General features: G+C 48.9%; 17 protein-coding genes. 6 read left to right on the top strand and 11 right to left on the bottom strand.

Annotated features, from left to right (window positions below):
• Positions 1–135: 135 nt before the first annotated feature.
• From glmM to rlmE, 4 genes are all read right to left on the bottom strand, one after another.
• A complete protein-coding gene (gene glmM, locus DYA43_RS02065) occupies positions 136–1,476 on the bottom strand; it encodes a phosphoglucosamine mutase (RefSeq protein ID WP_055452128.1) in 1,341 nt (446 codons plus the stop codon).
• Positions 1,477–1,492: 16 nt separating this feature from the next.
• Entirely contained in the window at positions 1,493–2,332 is an 840-nt protein-coding gene (gene folP / locus DYA43_RS02060) for a dihydropteroate synthase (protein WP_061056171.1), read from the bottom strand.
• 72 nt (positions 2,333–2,404) lie between these two features.
• Complete coding sequence (ftsH, locus tag DYA43_RS02055) at positions 2,405–4,366, bottom strand: ATP-dependent zinc metalloprotease FtsH (RefSeq protein ID WP_061056170.1); 1,962 nt, start codon at positions 4,364–4,366, stop codon at positions 2,405–2,407.
• A 108-nt stretch (positions 4,367–4,474) separates the two neighbouring features.
• The gene (gene rlmE, locus DYA43_RS02050) at positions 4,475–5,104 is read right to left on the bottom strand and encodes a 23S rRNA (uridine(2552)-2'-O)-methyltransferase RlmE (RefSeq protein ID WP_061056169.1); all 630 of its coding nucleotides are present in this window, start codon (positions 5,102–5,104) and stop codon (positions 4,475–4,477) included.
• Between the two features lie 119 nt (positions 5,105–5,223).
• Between rlmE and yhbY the strand changes: the two genes are divergently transcribed.
• The gene (gene yhbY / locus DYA43_RS02045) at positions 5,224–5,520 is read left to right on the top strand and encodes a ribosome assembly RNA-binding protein YhbY (RefSeq protein WP_004728967.1); all 297 of its coding nucleotides are present in this window, start codon (positions 5,224–5,226) and stop codon (positions 5,518–5,520) included.
• Between the two features lie 75 nt (positions 5,521–5,595).
• On the opposite strand, the gene greA is transcribed toward yhbY, so the two are convergent.
• The gene (gene greA / locus DYA43_RS02040; RefSeq protein ID WP_020332039.1) at positions 5,596–6,069 is read right to left on the bottom strand and encodes a transcription elongation factor GreA; all 474 of its coding nucleotides are present in this window, start codon (positions 6,067–6,069) and stop codon (positions 5,596–5,598) included.
• A 543-nt stretch (positions 6,070–6,612) separates the two neighbouring features.
• On the opposite strand from greA, the gene DYA43_RS02035 reads away from it, so the two are divergent.
• Positions 6,613–7,617, top strand: a complete 1,005-nt coding sequence (locus tag DYA43_RS02035) for a porin (RefSeq protein WP_061056168.1) — start codon at positions 6,613–6,615, stop codon at positions 7,615–7,617.
• A gap of 99 nt (positions 7,618–7,716) precedes the next feature.
• Entirely contained in the window at positions 7,717–9,159 is a 1,443-nt protein-coding gene (gene dacB / locus DYA43_RS02030) for a serine-type D-Ala-D-Ala carboxypeptidase (RefSeq protein WP_061056167.1), read from the top strand.
• Here the strand turns inward: dacB and DYA43_RS02025 are convergent.
• Positions 9,125–9,970 carry a magnesium transporter gene (locus DYA43_RS02025; RefSeq protein ID WP_047459038.1) on the bottom strand — a complete coding sequence of 282 codons (846 nt, stop codon included), beginning with the start codon at positions 9,968–9,970 and terminating at the stop codon, positions 9,125–9,127. The genes dacB and DYA43_RS02025 overlap by 35 nt on opposite strands.
• Positions 9,971–10,364: 394 nt before the next feature.
• Between DYA43_RS02025 and DYA43_RS02020 the strand changes: the two genes are divergently transcribed.
• Positions 10,365–10,766, top strand: coding sequence for a YbaN family protein (locus DYA43_RS02020; protein WP_081094747.1), 402 nt, complete (start codon positions 10,365–10,367; stop codon positions 10,764–10,766).
• A gap of 35 nt (positions 10,767–10,801) precedes the next feature.
• On the opposite strand, the gene tyrS is transcribed toward DYA43_RS02020, so the two are convergent.
• Positions 10,802–11,989 (bottom strand): tyrosine--tRNA ligase, encoded by a 1,188-nt coding sequence (gene tyrS / locus DYA43_RS02015; RefSeq protein ID WP_020332034.1) that lies wholly within the window; start codon positions 11,987–11,989, stop codon positions 10,802–10,804.
• Between the two features lie 130 nt (positions 11,990–12,119).
• Between tyrS and shyC the strand changes: the two genes are divergently transcribed.
• On the top strand, positions 12,120–13,412 hold the full coding sequence (gene shyC, locus DYA43_RS02010) for a peptidoglycan DD-endopeptidase ShyC (protein WP_020332033.1): 1,293 nt from the start codon (positions 12,120–12,122) through the stop codon (positions 13,410–13,412).
• Positions 13,413–13,440: 28 nt separating this feature from the next.
• On the opposite strand, the gene DYA43_RS02005 is transcribed toward shyC, so the two are convergent.
• From DYA43_RS02005 to erpA, 3 genes are all read right to left on the bottom strand, one after another.
• Positions 13,441–16,521, bottom strand: a complete 3,081-nt coding sequence (locus DYA43_RS02005) for an efflux RND transporter permease subunit (RefSeq protein ID WP_061056166.1) — start codon at positions 16,519–16,521, stop codon at positions 13,441–13,443.
• Positions 16,522–16,530: 9 nt separating this feature from the next.
• On the bottom strand, positions 16,531–17,631 hold the full coding sequence (locus tag DYA43_RS02000; protein WP_061056165.1) for an efflux RND transporter periplasmic adaptor subunit: 1,101 nt from the start codon (positions 17,629–17,631) through the stop codon (positions 16,531–16,533).
• A 96-nt stretch (positions 17,632–17,727) separates the two neighbouring features.
• The gene (gene erpA / locus DYA43_RS01995; protein WP_020332030.1) at positions 17,728–18,069 is read right to left on the bottom strand and encodes an iron-sulfur cluster insertion protein ErpA; all 342 of its coding nucleotides are present in this window, start codon (positions 18,067–18,069) and stop codon (positions 17,728–17,730) included.
• 308 nt (positions 18,070–18,377) lie between these two features.
• On the opposite strand from erpA, the gene hemL reads away from it, so the two are divergent.
• The gene (gene hemL / locus DYA43_RS01990) at positions 18,378–19,670 is read left to right on the top strand and encodes a glutamate-1-semialdehyde 2,1-aminomutase (protein ID WP_061056164.1); all 1,293 of its coding nucleotides are present in this window, start codon (positions 18,378–18,380) and stop codon (positions 19,668–19,670) included.
• A gap of 69 nt (positions 19,671–19,739) precedes the next feature.
• On the opposite strand, the gene DYA43_RS22935 is transcribed toward hemL, so the two are convergent.
• Complete coding sequence (locus DYA43_RS22935; protein WP_154184033.1) at positions 19,740–19,898, bottom strand: hypothetical protein; 159 nt, start codon at positions 19,896–19,898, stop codon at positions 19,740–19,742.
• Between the last annotated feature and the right edge of the window lie 10 nt (positions 19,899–19,908).

The following is a 19,908-nucleotide window of genomic DNA, read 5'->3' as shown; positions in this document are numbered from 1 at the left end:
GCGGAATTTTCGAAAAAAGTCGAGTTTATGAATCAAACGGTCAAAAAAGGTTCAAAGAAAGCGTAATCAAAAACTTGCCCGATTTGCCGACCATTTTTCAATAACCTAGCGTATCGGGCAAGTAGCGACCTGAGTTTAGCAGTTCACTTTTACCGCTTCAGCAATTTTCAACGCAGATGTTTGCACCAGCGCAGCATCTTCACCTTCAACCATCACGCGAATCAAAGGCTCTGTGCCTGATTTACGCAGCAGAACACGTCCTTTATCACCCAACTCAGCTTCCACTTCTTTAACTGATGCAATCACCGCTTCCGCTTCCAGAGGATTGTTGTCGCCACTGAAACGTACATTTTCCAGCACTTGCGGATAAAGGGTCATGCCTTTGGCCAGCTCACTCAACGTCATTTCGCTCCCCACCACAGAGGCTAACACCTGCAGCGCCGCCACAATGGCATCACCTGTAGTGACTTTATCCAGCAAAATAACATGGCCTGAGTTTTCAGCACCAATCAGCCAACCTTTTTCCTGCAGTTTTTCCATGACATAACGGTCACCGACCGCAGCCCGAATGAATGGAATACCCAGCTGTTTCAGACCATTTTCCATACCAAGATTGGTCATCAACGTACCGACAACGCCGCCTTTCAGCTCGCCACGGCGTAGCGCATCGCGAGCAATAATGTAGGCAATCTGATCGCCATCGACTTTATTACCCAGTTCATCAACCATGATAATGCGGTCACCATCACCGTCAAAGGCAAGGCCAAGGTCAGCTTGTTCATCAACAACCCGTTGTTGCAGCGCACGCACATCCGTCGCGCCCACTTTATCGTTGATGTTCAGACCATCAGGCTCAACACCCATTGCGATGACATCGGCACCCAGCTCTTTAAATACATTCGGTGCAATGTGGTAGGTGGCGCCGTGCGCACAGTCGACCACAATTTTTAATCCAGCCAGGCTCAGCTTGGAGGGAAATGTGCTCTTACAAAATTCGATATAGCGACCAGCAGCATCGACCAGACGCGAGGCTTTACCCAGCTCCGCCGATTCAACGCACTCAATCTGTTTGTCCAACTCTGCTTCAATCGCCAACTCGATATCATCTGGCAGTTTGGTGCCTTCGGATGAGAAGAACTTAATGCCGTTATCGTAGTACGGGTTATGTGATGCAGAAATCACAATTCCCGCTTCTGCGCGGAAAGTTTGAGTCAGATACGCCACCGCCGGTGTCGGCATTGGTCCTGTAAAAATGGCTTTCAAGCCAGCGGCTGCCAAGCCTGCCTCAAGCGCAGACTCCAACATGTAGCCAGAAATACGGGTATCTTTACCTATGATGACTTTCTTAGTGCCTTGCTTAGCCAGCACTCGTCCAGCCGCCCAGCCAAGCTTTAATACGAAATCCGGTGTAATTGGATATTGGCCAACTTTGCCACGTACACCGTCAGTACCAAAATAACGTCTTTGATCAGACATGATGATTCCTTAGTTTTTATAATATGCTGTTTTTGTTCATCGTTTCGATGATAGTCATCGCTTCCAGTGTCTCTTCGACATCATGCACACGAATAATCTGCGCACCTTTCATCGCAGCAATCGATGCACAAGTCACACTGGCGACCATACAATCCGCGGGTTTTTTATCTAACAATTTAAAAATCATAGATTTGCGTGACATACCAGCCAAGACAGGCAAGCCAAAACGATGGAACTGTTCCAAGTTCGCCAGCAGATGATAATTGTGTTCGATGGATTTACCAAAGCCAAATCCAGGATCGAGGATAATATTCTCACGAGCAATACCTGCTGCCTCACATGCAGCCATACGCTCCAGAAGAAACGCTTCGACTTCAGCCATTAGATCGCCATATTGCGGATTTTGCTGCATGGTCTTCGGCTGGCCTTTCATGTGCATGATGCATACAGGAACTTTCGCGGTCGCGGCGACTTCAAGCGCACCCGGCTCGGTCAATGAACGAATATCATTGATCAAATCAGCGCCCGCAGCCACAGACTGACGCATCACTTCTGCTTTACTCGTATCCACTGAAATCCACACATCCTGATTGCGCTCACGAATGGCTTTTACAATTGGGATAACTCGCTCAAGTTCTTCTTCTAAACTAACTTCCGGCGCGCCTGGCCTCGTCGATTCGCCACCAATATCGATGATACTGACACCGGCTGCGATCATCTTTTGCGCTCTTTCCAGCGCTTTGTCCAGCGTGGTGTAGCTGCCACCGTCAGAGAAAGAATCCGGCGTGGTGTTGAGAATACCCATTACATGTGGGCGATCAAGTTCGAGAGTTTTAGTTGCAGTTTGTATTTTCATAAGTCCCTGAAAATAGATTTGGCCTGAAACAGAAAACCCCGAACAAGTCGGGGTTTTAATATAAGAGAAGGATTACTCTGCGTCTTTCTTGTCAGCTGGTTGTGCTGACTCTTGGTCTGTGGTTTGCTCATCAGACGGAGCAGCAGTAGCAGCCGGCTCTTCGGCTTTCACTTCTGGCTCTACTTTATCCTGAGGCGTCGCATTCGCACGGTCTCCCCAACCCGCAGGTTCACGAATATCTTCTTTGCGAGCCATCAGATCATCGATCTGACCCGCATCAATCGTCTCATACTTCATCAGTGCATCTTTCATTGAATGCATGATATCCATATTGTCGATCAGAATTTTGCGTGCACGCTCGTAGTTGCGATCGATGATCTTACGAACTTCATCGTCTATCAGTTTCGCGGTGTCATCTGACATGTGCTTAGTCTGCGTTACACTGCGGCCTAAGAATACTTCGCCTTCTTCTTCCGCATACAGCATAGGGCCCAGTTTTTCCGAGAAGCCCCATTGCGTCACCATCTTACGCGCAATATCTGTCGCACGTTCAATGTCGTTAGACGCACCCGTAGACACTTTTTCAACGCCGTAAATCAGTTCTTCCGCCAAACGACCACCATACAGGCTGGAAATCATCGACTCGAGATGCTGTTTAGACATACTCACTCGGTCTTGCTCTGGCAGATACATAGTCACACCAAGAGCGCGACCACGTGGAATGATCGACACTTTATAAACAGGGTCGTGCTCAGGAACCAAGCGACCAACAATAGCGTGACCCGCTTCATGGTAAGCCGTCGATTCTTTAGTCTCTTCAGACATCACCATTGAACGGCGCTCAGCACCCATCATGATTTTGTCTTTGGCCAGTTCAAACTCAACCATCGAAACGTTGCGTTTGTTACCACGAGCAGCAAACAGAGCCGCTTCGTTCACAAGGTTCGCAAGATCAGCCCCCGAGAAACCTGGCGTACCACGAGCAATCAGCGAAGGTTCCACATCGCCAGCCAGCGGTACTTTACGCATGTGTACTTTCAGAATTTGTTCACGACCACGAACATCGGGTAGCCCAACAACAACCTGACGGTCGAAACGGCCAGGACGCAGCAGTGCAGGGTCAAGTACGTCCGGACGGTTGGTTGCAGCGATAACGATAATACCTTCGTTACCTTCAAAACCATCCATTTCAACCAGCATCTGATTCAGGGTTTGTTCACGTTCATCGTGACCACCACCGACACCCGCACCACGTTGGCGACCTACAGCATCGATCTCGTCAATAAAGATGATACATGGTGCGGCTTTTTTCGCTTGCTCGAACATGTCACGCACACGAGAGGCACCGACACCAACAAACATTTCAACGAAATCAGAACCGGAGATTGTGAAGAATGGGACTTTCGCTTCACCGGCAATCGCTTTAGCCAGCAAGGTTTTACCAGTACCTGGAGGACCCACCATCAGAACACCCGTCGGAATCTTACCGCCCAGTTTCTGGAAGCGGCTCGGATCACGCAGATAATCCACTAGTTCTTTCACGTCTTCTTTGGCTTCGTCACAACCAGCGACATCACCAAACGTGGTTTTGATCTGCTCTTCGCTCATCATGCGAGCTTTGCTCTTACCAAAGGACATTGCGCCTTTGCCGCCGCCGCCCTGCATTTGACGCATGAAGAAAATCCATACACCGATAAGCAGAATCATCGGGAACCAAGAGATAAAGATGGTGCCCAGTAAACTTTGCTCTTCCGGAGGTGTGCCTTGAACTTTGACGTTCTGATTAATCAGGTCATCCAGCAACTTCTGGTCATACACTGGCATGTAAGTGACGTAGCGAGTACTTCCACCACGACGGGTGAAAGAAATTTCACTGTTATTGAATTGAGCTTCCTGAATCTGGCCTTGGCCAACTTCCTGTACAAATGTGGTGTAATCGATGGTTCTGCCGTTACTGTCACCAGGGCCAAAGCTCTGGAACACAGACATCAGTACGACCGCAATCACAAGCCACAGAATTAAATTTTTTGCCATGTCACTCAAGGTGTAAGCCTCGCGATAACTAGTTGTAATTAAAGGTAGGGTACTACAGTTTGTAGGCTGTAGCCATAGTGTTAACTTTTCCCACTATGGGCAAAATAGTTAACCTTTGTAACCGGTGGCGACGATGTAGACTTCGCGGGAACGCGCCCTTGAAGAATCGGGTTTACGGATTTTAACCGCTTTGAACATGTCTCGGACATCCTTGACATACTGGTCAAACCCTTCGCCCTGGAACACTTTGACCACAAAACTACCATTAGGTGAAAGAACTTGTCGACACATATCTAAAGCTAATTCCACCAGATACATAGCTCGTGGTTGGTCCACGGACAGGTTACCCGCCATATTTGGCGCCATATCAGACATTACTACGTCAACCATATCCGGTTGGATCCGTTCCAGCAGCGCATCCAATACCGCTTCCTCACGGAAGTCGCCCTGCAGGAATGAAACACCAGCAATGGAATCCATCGGCAAAATATCGCAAGCAATCACTTTCCCCTCGTCACCAACGATTCCAACTGCATATTGCGACCAGCCCCCTGGCGCGGCGCCTAAGTCGACGACTGTCATGCCTGGCTGCAATAATTTATCTTTACTTTGAATCTCTTCTATTTTGAAGATAGCACGTGAACGATAACCTTTCTTTTTAGCTTCGTTTACGTATTTGTCGTCAAAATGTTCTTTCAACCAGCGGCCGGAGCTCGCCGAATGCTTCTGTTTACTCATTCGATTCCTAACTTAGCAGCCTCTATCTGAGAAAGTATGGTAGAAAATATAGTCTTCCAAGATAGATGGCGTTAAAATGTGTTTTTTCAACCCTAATAGTAAAGAAAATTGGGCGCGTAATGAACCTAAGCAACAAACAAAAGCAGCATCTAAAAGCCCTGGCACACAATTTAAAACCGGTTGTGCTGATGGGTGGCAACGGACTTACTGAAGCTGTTTTGGCGGAAATCGAAATTGCGCTTGACCACCACGAACTGATTAAAGTGAAAGTGGTATCAGAGGATCGCGAAACTAAACATCTGATTGTAGATGCAATTGTTCGTGAGACCGGAGCAGAGAAAGTTCAGGTAATCGGCAAAGTATTGGTTCTTTTCCGTCCGTCTGAACAACGTAAAATCGAACTGCCACGCAAGTAATTTCGGTTACTTAAGATTACAAAAAGGTCGCATGATGCGACCTTTTTGATTATTAGTGTCTGCGTTTCGCGTGTTTTATAGATAGTCGACGCGGTCGATCTCAAACACCTTTTCACCACCGGGTGTCGAGATAGTCACTTCATCGCCTTCCATCTTACCAATCAGCCCACGTGCAATTGGCGAACTTACAGAGATGCGGCCAGATTTGATGTCTGCTTCATCTTCGCCCACGATTTGGTACGTTTTCTCTTCATCAGTATCAACGTCAATCAGAGTCACGGTTGAACCAAAGATGATTTTGCCAGTGTTTTCCAGTTTGGTGACGTCAATAACTTGAGCCACTGACAGCTTGAATTCGATATCGCGAATTTGCGCTTCACAGATGCCCTGCTCTTCACGAGCGGCATGATACTCTGCGTTTTCTTTTAGATCGCCCAATTCGCGCGCTTCCGCAATCGCTTCTGAAATCTTCGGACGAAGCTTAAGTAGTCTATCCAGTTCTTCACGCAGCATCTTTTCGCCGCGAAGTGTCATCGGAACTTTTTCCATTTTATACCTCTATGCCAAAGCTATCTTTGGACAATACAAAACTACCCAACCCCTAAAAAAGGATTAGGTAGTACTCGATGAATCATTTGCAGATTAGTGTAAACAAACATGCCGATGAAATCATCCAAATTCAAGTTTTGCGACCAGAAATTGAGATTAAGCCCAACCTGTAAGATTCTGCGTGATCTGCTGCACAATTCATTTGTTTAGAATTTCCGCTAAAACACGTAAAAAAAGATAAAGAATTCAACTTTCTTTACCATTTAAAACCTTTCACAAAACCAAACAAAAACATTTAAAAACAACAACTTGATATTTTTTTATTGGCAATAAAACACTGTTCATAAGCTGGATTTATATCATTTTACTAACTGATTGAGGAACTTTGAGGGTACAAATTGAGCCACGAACGCTTTGAATGTTCTGTGTGAATACTAATATGTAAGAGGTATTCAACTAGACACATTTAAATATTCGCCGCACGTTAGATAAAACAACGTGGCTGAATTATTACTTATGGACAGTAAACTAGGACTTAATAAGATGAAAAAGACTCTGATTGCTCTTGCGGTCTCAGCTGCAGCAGTGGCTACTGGCGTAAACGCTGGTGAACTATACAACCAAGATGGTACTTCTCTGGCGCTAGGCGGCCGTGCTGAAGCACGTCTGTCTCTGAAAGATGGCAAAGCAGACGACAAAACTCGTGTGCGTATCAACGTTCTGGGCAAAACTCAAATCAACGACAGCCTGTACGGTCTTGGTTTCTACGAAGCTGAACTGACTACTAACGATGGCGGCGATATCGACAGCGATAGCGATAACCTGACTAGTCGTTACGCATACGCTGGAATCGGCGGCAACTTCGGTGAAGTATCTTACGGTAAAACTGAAGGCTCACTGGGTGTAATCACTGACTTTACCGATATCATGGCTTACCACGGTAACTCTGCAGCAGACAAACTGACTGTTGCTGACCGTGCGGACAACATGATTGCATACAAAGGCCAGTTCTCTGACCTAGCTCTACGTGCAACTTACCGTTTTGCAGACCGTAGCGATGACGGTTCAACTTTCTCTGATAACAAACAAGATGGTTACTCTCTGTCTGCTATCTACGCAATCGGCGACACTGGCGTGAAACTAGGTGCTGGCTACGCTGACCAAGACAAAGCTAACGAATACATGCTAGCAGCGTCTTACACCGTTTCTGATTTCTACTTCGCAGGTCTGTTTACTGACGGTGAGAAACAAGATTCAAACCGCAACAAGTACGACTACACTGGTTACGAGCTAGCAGCAGCTTACACTCTGAACCAAACTGTATTCACTACTACTTACAACAACGCTGAAACTGAAAGTGAAACTTCTGCTGACAACCTGGCAGTAGACGCGACTTACTACTTCAAGCCTAACTTCCGTGCTTACGTATCGTACAACTTCAACCTGATTGACAAAGGCGATACTATCGGTACTTCAACTGGTAAAGGCACTGCAACTAAAGTTGACGCTGAAGACGAAATCGCACTGGGTCTGCGTTACGACTTCTAATTTGACATTCATCTGTCAATCGCAAAACGCCTGCTTACTAGCAGGCGTTTTTCTATCTCGCTATACTCTCTGTCACCATTTCCCCAGTGATCAGGCGTTATGTCTTTATTTCAACCCCGACAATTCTGTGTCGTTTCCTTCTCCCTGTACTGTGTTTTCTTTTCCGTAGCGGGTTCGGCGCAGCTAAACACGCAATCTTTACCGAACGGCGCTCGCACTGGGCTGCTTATCCAGTCGCTCAATAACGCAGAGCCGAGTGAACGTCTGCAAACCGGAGAGTATTTTCCGCCAGCCAGCACATTAAAAGTGATCACCGCATTAGCGAGCCAGTTAGAGTTAGGGCCGGATTTTCGCTTTGAAACGACATTAGCCGTTTCCGGAAATAACGCAGCGCTGGTGTTCAGTGGAGATCCCACGCTCAAAACCGACGATGTGAAAACACTGCTCAGAGCACTCAAACAACAGCAAGGATCGACCATCACGGGCGACTTATGGCTTGATAATCGCCGCTTTACCGGATACGAGCGCGCGGTCGGTTGGCCCTGGGACGTCATGGGCGTATGTTACAGTGCTCCGGTCAGCACGATTAATCTTGATGGAAACTGCATTCAGGCATCCATTTATACTCAGGATGATGGCCGAACCCGCGTATTCGTTCCTGAGCATTACCCGGTACATGTGATTTCCGAAGCCCGCAGCGTGAGCGATACCGAACAACAAAGCCAGCATTGCGATTTAGAGCTCACCACATCACCGGAAAACCATTATCGTCTCGCAGGCTGCCTGCCCAGTCGAACAAAGCCTCTACCGCTGAAATTCGCCGTGCAGAATACAGATTTGTATGCTCAGCGTCTGGTGTATAAATTGCTCAATCAATTGGGCATCACTTTAAAAGGTGAAGTAAGAATTGGCGCTCTGCCCGGAAAAACCGCTCAAGTGATTGCCACTCACCAATCCGAAAGCCTGACTCAGCTATTGGATACCATGCTTAAAGATTCTGACAATCTGATTGCTGACACGCTGACCAAAACGCTAGGACACCATTTTTTCCTTCAACCAGGCAGCTTTACCAACGGTACCGAAGCGATCAAACAGATCATTTTTGCGCGTACAGGCATTTCACTGGCTGACGCACAGCTCACCGACGGATCCGGCTTATCACGCAACAACCGAATTCGTCTCGACAGCATGCGCCAGATCCTCATCTACGTCTGGCAACACGATCAGGAATTAGGGCTTATCGATTTGCTTCCTGTTGCTGGTGAGAGTGGCACACTCAAATATCGCCGCAGCATGCGCAGCGATGAAGTGAAAGGCAAGATCAAAGGTAAGAGTGGTTCGCTGTACGGTACACACAACATGGTTGGTTTCGGACTGGACAAACAGGGCAAGCCGGAGACACTGTTTATTCAGTATGTCACCGACTATTTCCCGCCAGAGTCCCAAACTGAGCTTCCGGTCGAAGCCCCCATTACTCAGTTTGAGTCCGGATTTTATCATCAGGTTCTCAGCCTAAGCCAAGCACATGATTCACGACAGTAAAGTAGATCCACATCCCTGAGATATCGACGATCGATGCCAATACCGGGCTGACCAACACCGCCGGATCCAGCTTACAAGCCCGGGCGATGATCGGCAGAATGCCGCCCAGTGTGGTTGAGATCGTCACTTGAATAAACAGCGCAATGGCGATCGCCAGCGCAATGCTATTCAAACTGAATCCCCCAGCCGCATTCGGATCGCTGAACAGCAGAATGCGGCCAATCATGACCAGCGAAATGGCCAATGCGATACACAATGCCACCCGGCTCTCTTTCCACAGCACACTCATCCACTGCCGCTTTTTAAGCTCGCCCGTCGCAAGAGCACTGATCACCAATGTAGCTGCCTGACTGCCAGTGTTACCGCCCGCAGCCGCGATCACAGGCATATACACCGCCAGCAATACTAACTGACTCAACGTGTCTTCATAGTGCGAAATGATCAGGCCTGACACAATACCCAGCAAAGCCAGCGAAATGATCCATCCGATACGATGTTTCACATGCTCCATCACACTGGTCTTCAGATAGCTGTGCGACGTCTCCACCTCTGAGTGAATGAAACCCAAGCGGTGGGCATAGTGACGAGCACGTTTATCGTGATCTTCTTTATCCAGCAAGTTCAGCAAATGCTGGACATAGCCAACCGAACAGTGGTGCAAAATCGCCACCGCTTCATCAATCGGCATAACCGTCAGCAAATGTACTTGCGTTTGTTCATCGTATTGCAAAAATGCGTTACGCGCAGCGCCGATTTCCTCTTGAGAAAAATAGGCATTGTTTTCAATGTAGTAGTTGTTCATTACCGTCATGGCGAATCTCCCGATTGGCATAGGTAACGACCATCGATAAGCAGGCATCAACAGCGTTTCACACGTCATTACGTGTGACATACCAAGGCTTATCAACTAGAGGAATGGAGAAAAATAGAGAGGAATTTGAGAAAAGGTTCCCTACCGCGCAGGCAGGGCGAACAAGCCAATACCAACAGCGGGTTATTTTTCTCCCTTCATACTAGGGGGATGGTCGGTATTGTTCATGTTAGTCTCCGAAATTACGCGGCATTTAAAGCAGCGCGGGGATTGTAGCAAACCAAAACCTAAAAAACAGTCAAATCAGCGTAAATTTTCTCAGCACCTCGACATCTGGTTAAATCGCTTCGATACTGTTTATAACGCGATGAAAATCATAGGATTCACGTTATTGATGAACCGAATAAAACGCAAAGGTTATCAGTGTGTCGGTATCACCTGTGTGATTCTGGGTGCCATCGGCGCCACCGTACCGCTTCTGCCCACCGTGCCCTTTTTGCTGCTGGCTCTGTACTGCTTTGGCGTATCGTCACCGAGATTTCAGCAATGGTTGCTGCAACACAAAAGGCTGGGCCCGTTGGCTAGGCGGTTACACCATAAACAAGGATTTACCCGGGCGGAAAAGTGGCAGTCGCTGACCGTCATTTGGCTGTCCATGGGGAGTGTGTGGTATTTCATGGCACAGAATACCCACTGGCAATATGCGATTGCAGCACTGCTGCTGTTTGAAACTTGGTTTATCCTGCGCTTAAAAACCTATATCGCTCCAAACCACCCCACAAAAAAAGCGCCCTGAGGCGCTTTTCATTTAATCGTTGTGGTAACCGTCAATTACTTTACCGTTACTCGTGCAAACTTACGCTTACCAACTTGATAAACCGATGTGCCTACCTCAGGAACCAGTTTCGCGTCATCCAGTTTTTCACCGTCTTGCTTTACCGCACCTTGCTTGATCATACGCAGAGCGTCCGATGTTGAACCAACCAGGCCTGCGTCTTTCAGCAGGTTAGCAATCGCGATACCCGCTTCAAATTCAAACTCCGGCATTTCATCCGGCATCGCACCTTTCTGGAAACGGTTAATAAACTCTTGCTCTGCCGCATCCGCATCCGCTTCTGAATGGAAGCGAGCAATGATCTCTTTCGCCAGCAGGATTTTGATATCACGAGGGTTTTTACCGTTCGCCACATCTGCTTTAAATTGCTGAAGTTCTTCCAGAGGACGGAAAGACAGCAGCTCATAATAGCTCCACATCAGATCATCCGAGATCGACATGATTTTACCAAACATTTCACTTGGCGCTTCGCTGACACCAATGTAGTTGTTGGCTGACTTCGACATTTTCTTCTCGCCGTCCAAACCAACCAGTAGAGGCATCATCAGCACAACTTGTGGCTTCTGGCCGTTTGATTTTTGCAGCTCACGCCCCATCAGCAAGTTGAATTTCTGGTCAGTACCACCCAGCTCAACATCGGTTTCCATCGCGACAGAATCGTAGCCTTGCAGCAGTGGATACATAAACTCATGAATCGCAATCGGCTGACCGTTCGCATAACGTTTTTTGAAATCATCACGCTCAAGCATACGCGCTACCGTTTGGTTCGCCGCCAGACGAATCATACCTTCCGCTCCCAGTTCAGACAGCCATTCTGAGTTGAACTGAATCTTGGTTTTTGCAGGGTCCAGAATCTTGAACACCTGTTGCTTGTAAGTTTCCGCGTTGCGCAGTACATCTTCGCGAGTCAGCGGCGGACGCGTGGTATTTTTACCTGTTGGGTCGCCAACCATACCAGTGAAGTCACCGATAAGGAACGTCACATCATGGCCTAAGTCCTGGAAAGTACGTAGCTTGTTCAGGATTACCGTGTGGCCAAGGTGAATGTCCGGAGCCGTTGGATCCGCACCCAATTTGATACGCAGAGGACGGCCTTCTTTCAGCTTGGCAATCAGTTCTTCTTCCGGAATCAGCTCCTCGACACCACGCTTAATCTCAGCTAAAGCAGCTTCAATACTCGCCATTCTTGTTCACTCCCACAGATTTGGCAAAAATTTAATAGTTCGACATCTTACTTGAATAGCGATGAATTTTGAAACCAGTTAGACTAACGAACTAGCGTTTTTGTTAATTAATCATTGAACGAACCCGAGTATGCTTTCTATTTTTGCTCGTCTTCCGTGGATTCATCGGGCGTTAATTGCCCTGTTCAGTGCGTTGATCGTCATCGCCCTGTTTTTTCTGCCGAATCCGGAGGCACTGAGAAACGATTCCAACCGGCTCCAGGTCGGACACCATTATCCGCTTGCTATTAATAGTGAAGCGCTCTCTCCCGGTGCAACCATTTTGCCTTCTGCCGTTTTGCGTTGGGAGAAACACACTGTCCACTCAGGGGAAAGTGCTGCTGTTCTGTTTCAGCGTATCGGCCTATCTTCCCGTCAGTTATATGAGCTGACCTCCAGCAACGACGATATCAACAATCAGTTGTCACGCTTAAGACCTGGTGATGAATTACAGTTTGGCTTTGATGAGAATAACGATCTGATTCAGCTCAAACGCAAAATCAGCGCGTACGAAACCTTCTCTGTAACCCGTTCAGAATCGGGTTACACGTCCGAATTTGATAAAAAAGACATCTTCTACCAATACAATTATGCGGAAGCAGAGATCACGTCTAATTTCTGGAATGCTGCCGTCAGTGCTGGTTTGTCGGCGAACCAAATCATGGAGTTGGCAGGCATTTTTGGCTGGGACGTCGATTTTGCTCTCGATATTCGTAGCGGCGATACATTCAAATTGCTGTATCAGGAGAAAGTCGTTGAAGGTGAAGTGATTGGCCGGGGTAACATCATCGCCGCTATGTTCACCAACCAAGGCACCACGTTTACCGCAATTCTGGATGACAATACGGGCAACTATTACGATGAAAACGGCCGTGCGATGAAAAAAGCATTCCTACGTTCTCCGCTCGATTTCCGCCGCGTTTCGTCCAACTTTAATCCGCGTCGCTTACACCCTGTAACTGGTCAGGTGAAAGCGCACCGTGGCACTGACTATGTTGCCCCTGTCGGCACGCCGATTTGGGCAGCTGGTGACGGCGTGGTAGAAAAATCCAGCTACAACCAATTTAACGGTAACTACGTTTTCATTCGTCACAGCAACACCTACATCACAAAATATCTGCACCTGACGCGCCGCACTGTTAAAACGGGTCAGCGAGTAAAACAGGGACAGGTGATCGGTACGCTGGGGGGAACAGGTCGAGTCACTGGTCCGCACCTGCATTACGAGTTTCTGGTTAATGGGGTTCATAAAAACCCGCGTACAGTCGAACTGCCGCAATCAAAATCACTCAACGGGAAAGCCAAAGAAACCTTCATTGCTAATGCAAAAATTCGGCTACAAAAACTCTCCCGCTACAGTGAGCTGCTGTATGCAAAAAACTAACACCATCGAAACCGGAGCTTGCTCCGGTTCATTTTTTCTCCCGACCAAGCATCAACATGCACGGTGTCAGGACCAAAGTCAGAAGAGTAGCAAACGCCAAACCTCCGGCCACAGCCGTCGCCAGTTGCGACCACCATTGTGTGCTCGGCGCGCCAAATTCAATCTTCTGATTAATTATATCGATGTTCATCTCCAGCACCATCGGCAGCAAGCCCAGAATCGTAGTGATCGTCGTCAGCATCACCGGACGCAGGCGCTGCACGCCAGTACGCAATATGGCTTCCTGTTTACTTAAGCCACGTTTGCGCAGCTGGTTGTAGGTATCAATCAGTACGATGTTGTTGTTGACCACGATCCCGGCCAACGCAATCACACCAATACCCGACATAATCACGCCAAACGGCTTGTGGAAGATAAGAAGCCCGGCAAACACCCCCACGGTGGAAAACAACACCGCACTCAGAATCAAAAAGGCTTGATAGAAACTGTTGAATTGGGTGATCAGAATCAGCGCCATCACCACCAGAGCCACCACGAAAGCGGACTGTAAAAACGCCGCTGAATGCTCCTGCTCTTCATTTTGCCCGCGCAGACGAAAATCAACACTGGATGGCAACGATAATTCTGACAGTGCTTGTTCTATTTTGGGGAGCTCCAACGCCAAGTTATAACCTTCGTTCAGATCAGCCATGACATTGATGACCCGGCGACCATCGACCCGCTTGATAGTGTCCTGCTTGTGATCCGGCTTGATGGACGCGAAGTTAGTGATCGGAACCAAACCAGCCTGCGTTTTCACCCTTAGCTGGTCAAAGCGGCCAATATCACGCTGCTGCGCCGGATAGCGAACCAGAATATCTACTTCTTCATTGGCATCATCCGGCAGATAGTCGCCAATTTTGAGGCCATTAGTCACAAACTGAACCGTATTCCCCACCAGCGTGGCATCCGCCCCAAAACGTGAAGCATCGTCACGACGAATATCGATTCGCCAGTCAATACCAGGCTTGTTACTGCTGTCGCTGATGTTGGTGAACGCCGGATTAGCATCTGCCCAAGCTCTGACCTGTTTAGCGGCGGCATTGAGTTCATCAGGACTGCGCGCTGAAAGTTCAATAACCAAGTCGTGTTCACTTGGCGGACCAGCATCAGGAAACTTGTACTCGATCTCAACGCCAGCAAATTGATCCGTGACCTGTTTGAGTTCTTCAATGATGGTCTTCACTTTACGCCGATACTGCCAATCAACTGGCGTTATCTGAATCTGACCGATACCATCATCCACGCCCGTGCGGGTGTAAACACTTTCAAACTCGTCATGGCCCAGCATTACCAGCTCAATTTCGCGCATGATGGTATCTTTTTCTTGAATCGATAAATCACCATAAGAGCGCACTTTAACGGTAAAAAACGGCGGATCCACTTCAGGAAAAAATTCGGCCCCAAGGCCCGCTTTGGCGTAGGTGACGCCCACTCCTACCGCCATCAGGATGGCGGCAAGCAGAATCTTAACCGGATGACGGATCGCGACGGCAAGCGTCAGGTAGTAGAGCTTGGTAATCCCCGTTGCCTGTTCAAACTCACCGTTTTGTAGCGCGATCATGCGCGCCTGATTTTGCGCAGACACATGTTGCGGCTTACCGATCAGGCTGCCCAATACCGGAACAAACAACATCGCCATAACCAGCGATGCTGCCAACGTTGCAATTAACGTCAGTGGTAAAAATTTCATAAACTCGCCAGTAATGTCCGGCCAGAACAACAAAGGGGCAAACGCGGCCAGCGTGGTAGCCGTGGACGCAGTGATGGGCCAGGCCATGCGTTTGGCTGCATCACGATACGCTTCGCTGCGTGGCATGCCTTCCTGCATGCGCCGATCCGCAAACTCCGTCACCACGATGGCTCCATCCACCAGCATGCCGACGGCCATGATGAGTGAAAACAACACGATGATATTGACGGTCAAACCAAACACCGACAACACCAAAAGCCCTGTCAGGAAAGACCCGGGAATCGAAACCCCGACCAGAAATGCGGTGCGGACACCCAGGATAGCGATAATGACGATAACCACCAGAATGATGGCGGACAGAATGTTGTTCTGCAGATCATTAAGCATCAACTGAACGTCTTTGGACTCATCCCAGGTATATTTCACCAACAGGTTGCTCGGCCAGTCTTCACGCTTTTGCGCTTCGCGAAGTACCGTTTTTACCAGTTCAACCGTTTCGATGATGTTCTCTCCGGCGCGTTTTTTCACGTCCAGCACCAGCGCCGATTTCCCGTCAAGACGGGCGAAACTTTCCGGGTCGCGAAATGAGCGGCGTACCGTCGCGATATCGCCAAAAGTAATGACTCTTTTGCCCTCAACTTTGACGGGCAACTCCAACACATCTTTCAAGGAATCAAAGACGGAAGGCACTTTCACCGAAAAACGGCCGTAACCGGTATCAACAAATCCGGCCGCGACAACACGGTTGTTGAGCGCGATCAGATTATAAATATCGCCCTGATCGAGACCATAACTTTCCATCAGCAGAGGATCGACCACGATCTCTACGATATCCTCTCGATCGCCGGCAATATCGACTTCCAAGACCTGACGATAGCTTTCGAGTTTATCCCGCAAAGCTCGGGCAATTTGTACAATGCCCCGCTCTGGTACTGTGCCATACAGAACGACCGACAACACGGGTTGCTCAGAGGCCAGAGTCACTTCGTTTACCACAGGTTCGTCACTATCGGCGGGCAGTTTGGGCTTAGCGAGGTCAACCGCGTCACGTACGTCAGCCATCGCTTTGTTGAGGTCTACCCCAACGTTAAACTCCAACACGATGGATGCATAACCTTCCGCCGCATTGGCCGTCATCTCCTTGATGCCTTCTATTGAGCGTAATTCCTGCTCGAGAGGGCGCACGATCAAACGTTCCGCATCATCCGGCGAGATGCCCTGATGGGTGACCGAGACATAAATGATTGGAATAGTGATATCCGGACTCGATTCCTTGGGAATCGTAAAGTAGGTCAACACGCCAGCCACAAGAATAAACACCAGCAGCGTCAGCATAGTTCGCGCCCGGGACAACGCGGCGTCAATCAAAGTAAACATGGCGTTCTCCTATGGATTGACAGGTTGCGAAACCGCAATTACGCGATCACCATCGCGCACAAATCCTTGCCCACGGGTAACGATATCAACGCGGTCACCCAAGCCCGTCAGCCACACGCCGTCTTGCTCGGCTTTGACCAATTGAATCGGCACGAAATGCACGATATTGTCCACCAGCGTTTTAACCCCGAGATTGCCTTCCGCATCCAGCGCCAGCATCGCAGGAGTCACTTTAACCGCAGGTTGAACGGCCAGATTCAGTTCCACTTCAGCACTCACACCTGCCGGCATGGCATCTCGTGGATTGGGGACTTCCACTTCAATCGCAAAAGTATTGGTGGCAGGGTCCGAAACCCGTGCCAGATAGCGAATTGTGCCTTCACTCTGCGCGCCATCAATAAAACGTACAACGGCCTTTTGTCCGACCGACAGGCTCTGAATGTGGCGCTCACTGACGTTGGCTTCGATCACCAAAGGATTGAGTTCAATTAACGTGGCAATGGGGTCACCGATGCCAACATAATCCCCCTGCTCGATAGGCAACAATTCAACCACGCCGCTAAAGGGTGCACGAACCTGAGTGTGGCGCAGTGCAAGCTCAACCCGGCTGACTGCGGCTTTCGCTTCCGCCAGCGCCGCAACAGCATTGGTGTAAGCCACTTCACCTTGTAGACCTCGGTTTTTGAGCGACTTTGCAGCCTGATATTCTTGGTCACGAACCCGTAATTGTGCTTTGGCCTGCTCGAGTTGAGCGGCCAAATCGCCTTTTTCAATCCGGGCAATCACCTGATCACGTGTAACAGATTGACCTTTGTTGACCGCCAGTTCCAAAATTCGGCCGCTAAATTCTGCCGCCAAACGAGCTTGGCGATTCGGCGCTGTGCGCCCATAAAGGTCGATTTTCTTTTCAGTAGGCTGCGCGTGAAAGGTTTGATACTGCACTCGCGCGAGAGGGATAGCTTCCGTTTTTGGCTCGCTACGCTCTTCGGCATTGGTGGCACCGAGGCTAAGCCAAACGGAAAGAATAATGATTAGAAATGCAGAAAAAAACCAAGGTCGTTGTGTTAACCAACGGCCGATTGGCAGGCGCCCTGACGTAGGGTGAGACATAAATAATCCCTTATAATTATATCCCTACGCAACGGCCTCAATACGTAGGCGAGTCAGCCGATAAGCACGACTGACTCTGGCATCTGTGGTCTGAGATCAGACACTGAATGATGCACCGCAACCACAAGTAGTTGTCGCGTTCGGGTTGTTTACAAAGAAGCGTGAACCTTCCAGGCCCTCAGTGTAATCAACCACACCGCCGATCAGATATTGCAGACTCATCGGGTCAACCACTAGGGTCACGCCGCTGTTTACGATCGTGGTGTCTCCGTCATTGACATTTTCGTCAAAGGTAAAGCCGTACTGGAAACCACTACAACCGCCGCCGGTAATATACACGCGCAGTTTCAGTGCAGGATTTTCTTCTTCAGCGATCAGTGCTCTTACGCGTGTTGCCGCTGCATCCGAAAAGGATAATGGTACATTTACTTCGCTCACGACGACCTCTCTCACTCGTGTATGTGCCCGCGCTTAAGTCATTTCAGGCTCAGCGTCAGGTCTGTCTAATTATGCTGTTGCCACGATTATCCAATACCTGACTTATCCGTTCAAGTATTAGCCGGAATTTCAGCATCTCCGAGTGTAAAGTATTAGCCAAGCGAATGATTTAACGCCCTTTGTATACCAGACTCGCTCATTGACTCTGTGAATGGGCGCAGAAAATTGGGGAAAATATTTCGTCTCGCGTCGCATAAGCGTACAATGCAGCCCACATTGGTCCGAGCAATCATCAAGAGGAACTATCCATGACCAAATCAGAAGATCTTTATCAAAAGGCACAAACCAGAATTCCAGGCGGCGTAAACTCTCCAGTGCGCGCATTCAATGGCGTAGGCGGTTCTCCACTGTTTGTTGACCGTGCAGACGGCGCCCTGATTTTTGATGCTGACGGTAAAGCTTACATTGATTATGTGGGTTCATGGGGTCCGATGATTCTCGGTCACAACCACGCTGTGATTCGTGAAGCGGTTATTAACGCAGCCCATCGTGGCCTGAGCTTTGGTGCGCCGACCGAAATGGAAATTGCGATGGCAGAACTGGTGTCGGAACTGGTGCCATCAATGGAACAATTGCGTATGGTGAACTCAGGTACTGAAGCAACCATGAGTGCGATTCGTCTGGCTCGTGGTTACACTGGCCGTGACAAAATCATCAAATTCGAAGGCTGTTACCATGGCCATGCCGATAGCCTGTTAGTAAAGGCTGGCTCAGGTGCTCTGACTCTGGGCCAACCAAGTTCTCCGGGCGTACCAGCAGACTTTGCTAAATACACGCTGACGGCGCGCTTTAACGATCTCGATTCAGTTCGTGCGCTATTTGCAGCCAACAAAGGCGAAATCGCGTGTATCATCGTCGAACCTGTTGCGGGTAACATGAACTGTATTCCACCCGTTGAAGGCTTCCACGAAGGACTGCGTGAAATCTGTGATCAAGAAGGCGCGCTGCTGATTTTTGATGAAGTGATGACAGGTTTCCGCGTTGCGTTGGGTGGCGCTCAAGCGCATTACAACATCAAACCAGACTTGACCACATTGGGCAAAGTGATTGGCGGCGGTATGCCAGTCGGCGCATTCGGTGGCCGTAAAGACGTGATGCAATACATTGCGCCAACCGGTCCGGTTTATCAAGCGGGTACCTTATCTGGTAACCCAATTGCAATGGCAGCGGGTTATGCGTGTCTGTCTTTGCTGAAAGAAGAAGGCAACGAAAAACGCCTGGCAGCGAAAACTAAACAACTGGCCGACGGCTTCAAAGAGCTGGCGGACAAACACGGAATTCCACTGCTGGTTCACCAAGTCGGTGGTATGTTCGGCTTCTTCTTCACCGATCAAGGCAGCGTTACCTGCTACGAAGATGTGGCTAAGTGCGATGTAGAACGCTTCAAGAAGTTCTTCCACCTGATGCTGCAACACGGCGTTTATCTGGCACCTTCTGCTTTTGAAGCAAGCTTTACTTCGCTGGCACACGGCTCTAAAGAAATTGATGCGACACTCGAAGCCGCGGACCGCAGCTTCGCTATTCTCGCTCAGGAAGCGTAAACACTCGCGAAAAAGACTAAAGGCTGCACACGCAGCCTTTTTTATATCTCAAACGTAGTATCTGGTCGTTTACTGCCAATTGATGACAACCAACACAACCAGCACGCCAATGACAATACCAAGCCAAGGCAGACGGCGACGTTTCGCCAGCTTGCTTTCACAACCTTTATCGTTATCGCAACATCCCATTTCCTGCTCCTCATTGCTAACTGCCTGAAATGCAGCCATTATAAACCCA

This window comes from Vibrio fluvialis, from assembly GCF_900460245.1.
In the GTDB taxonomy this organism is placed as follows: Bacteria; Pseudomonadota; Gammaproteobacteria; order Enterobacterales; family Vibrionaceae; genus Vibrio; species Vibrio fluvialis.
Note: the sequence above shows the minus strand (reverse complement) of the source record. Positions and strands in the feature narration are given on the sequence as shown.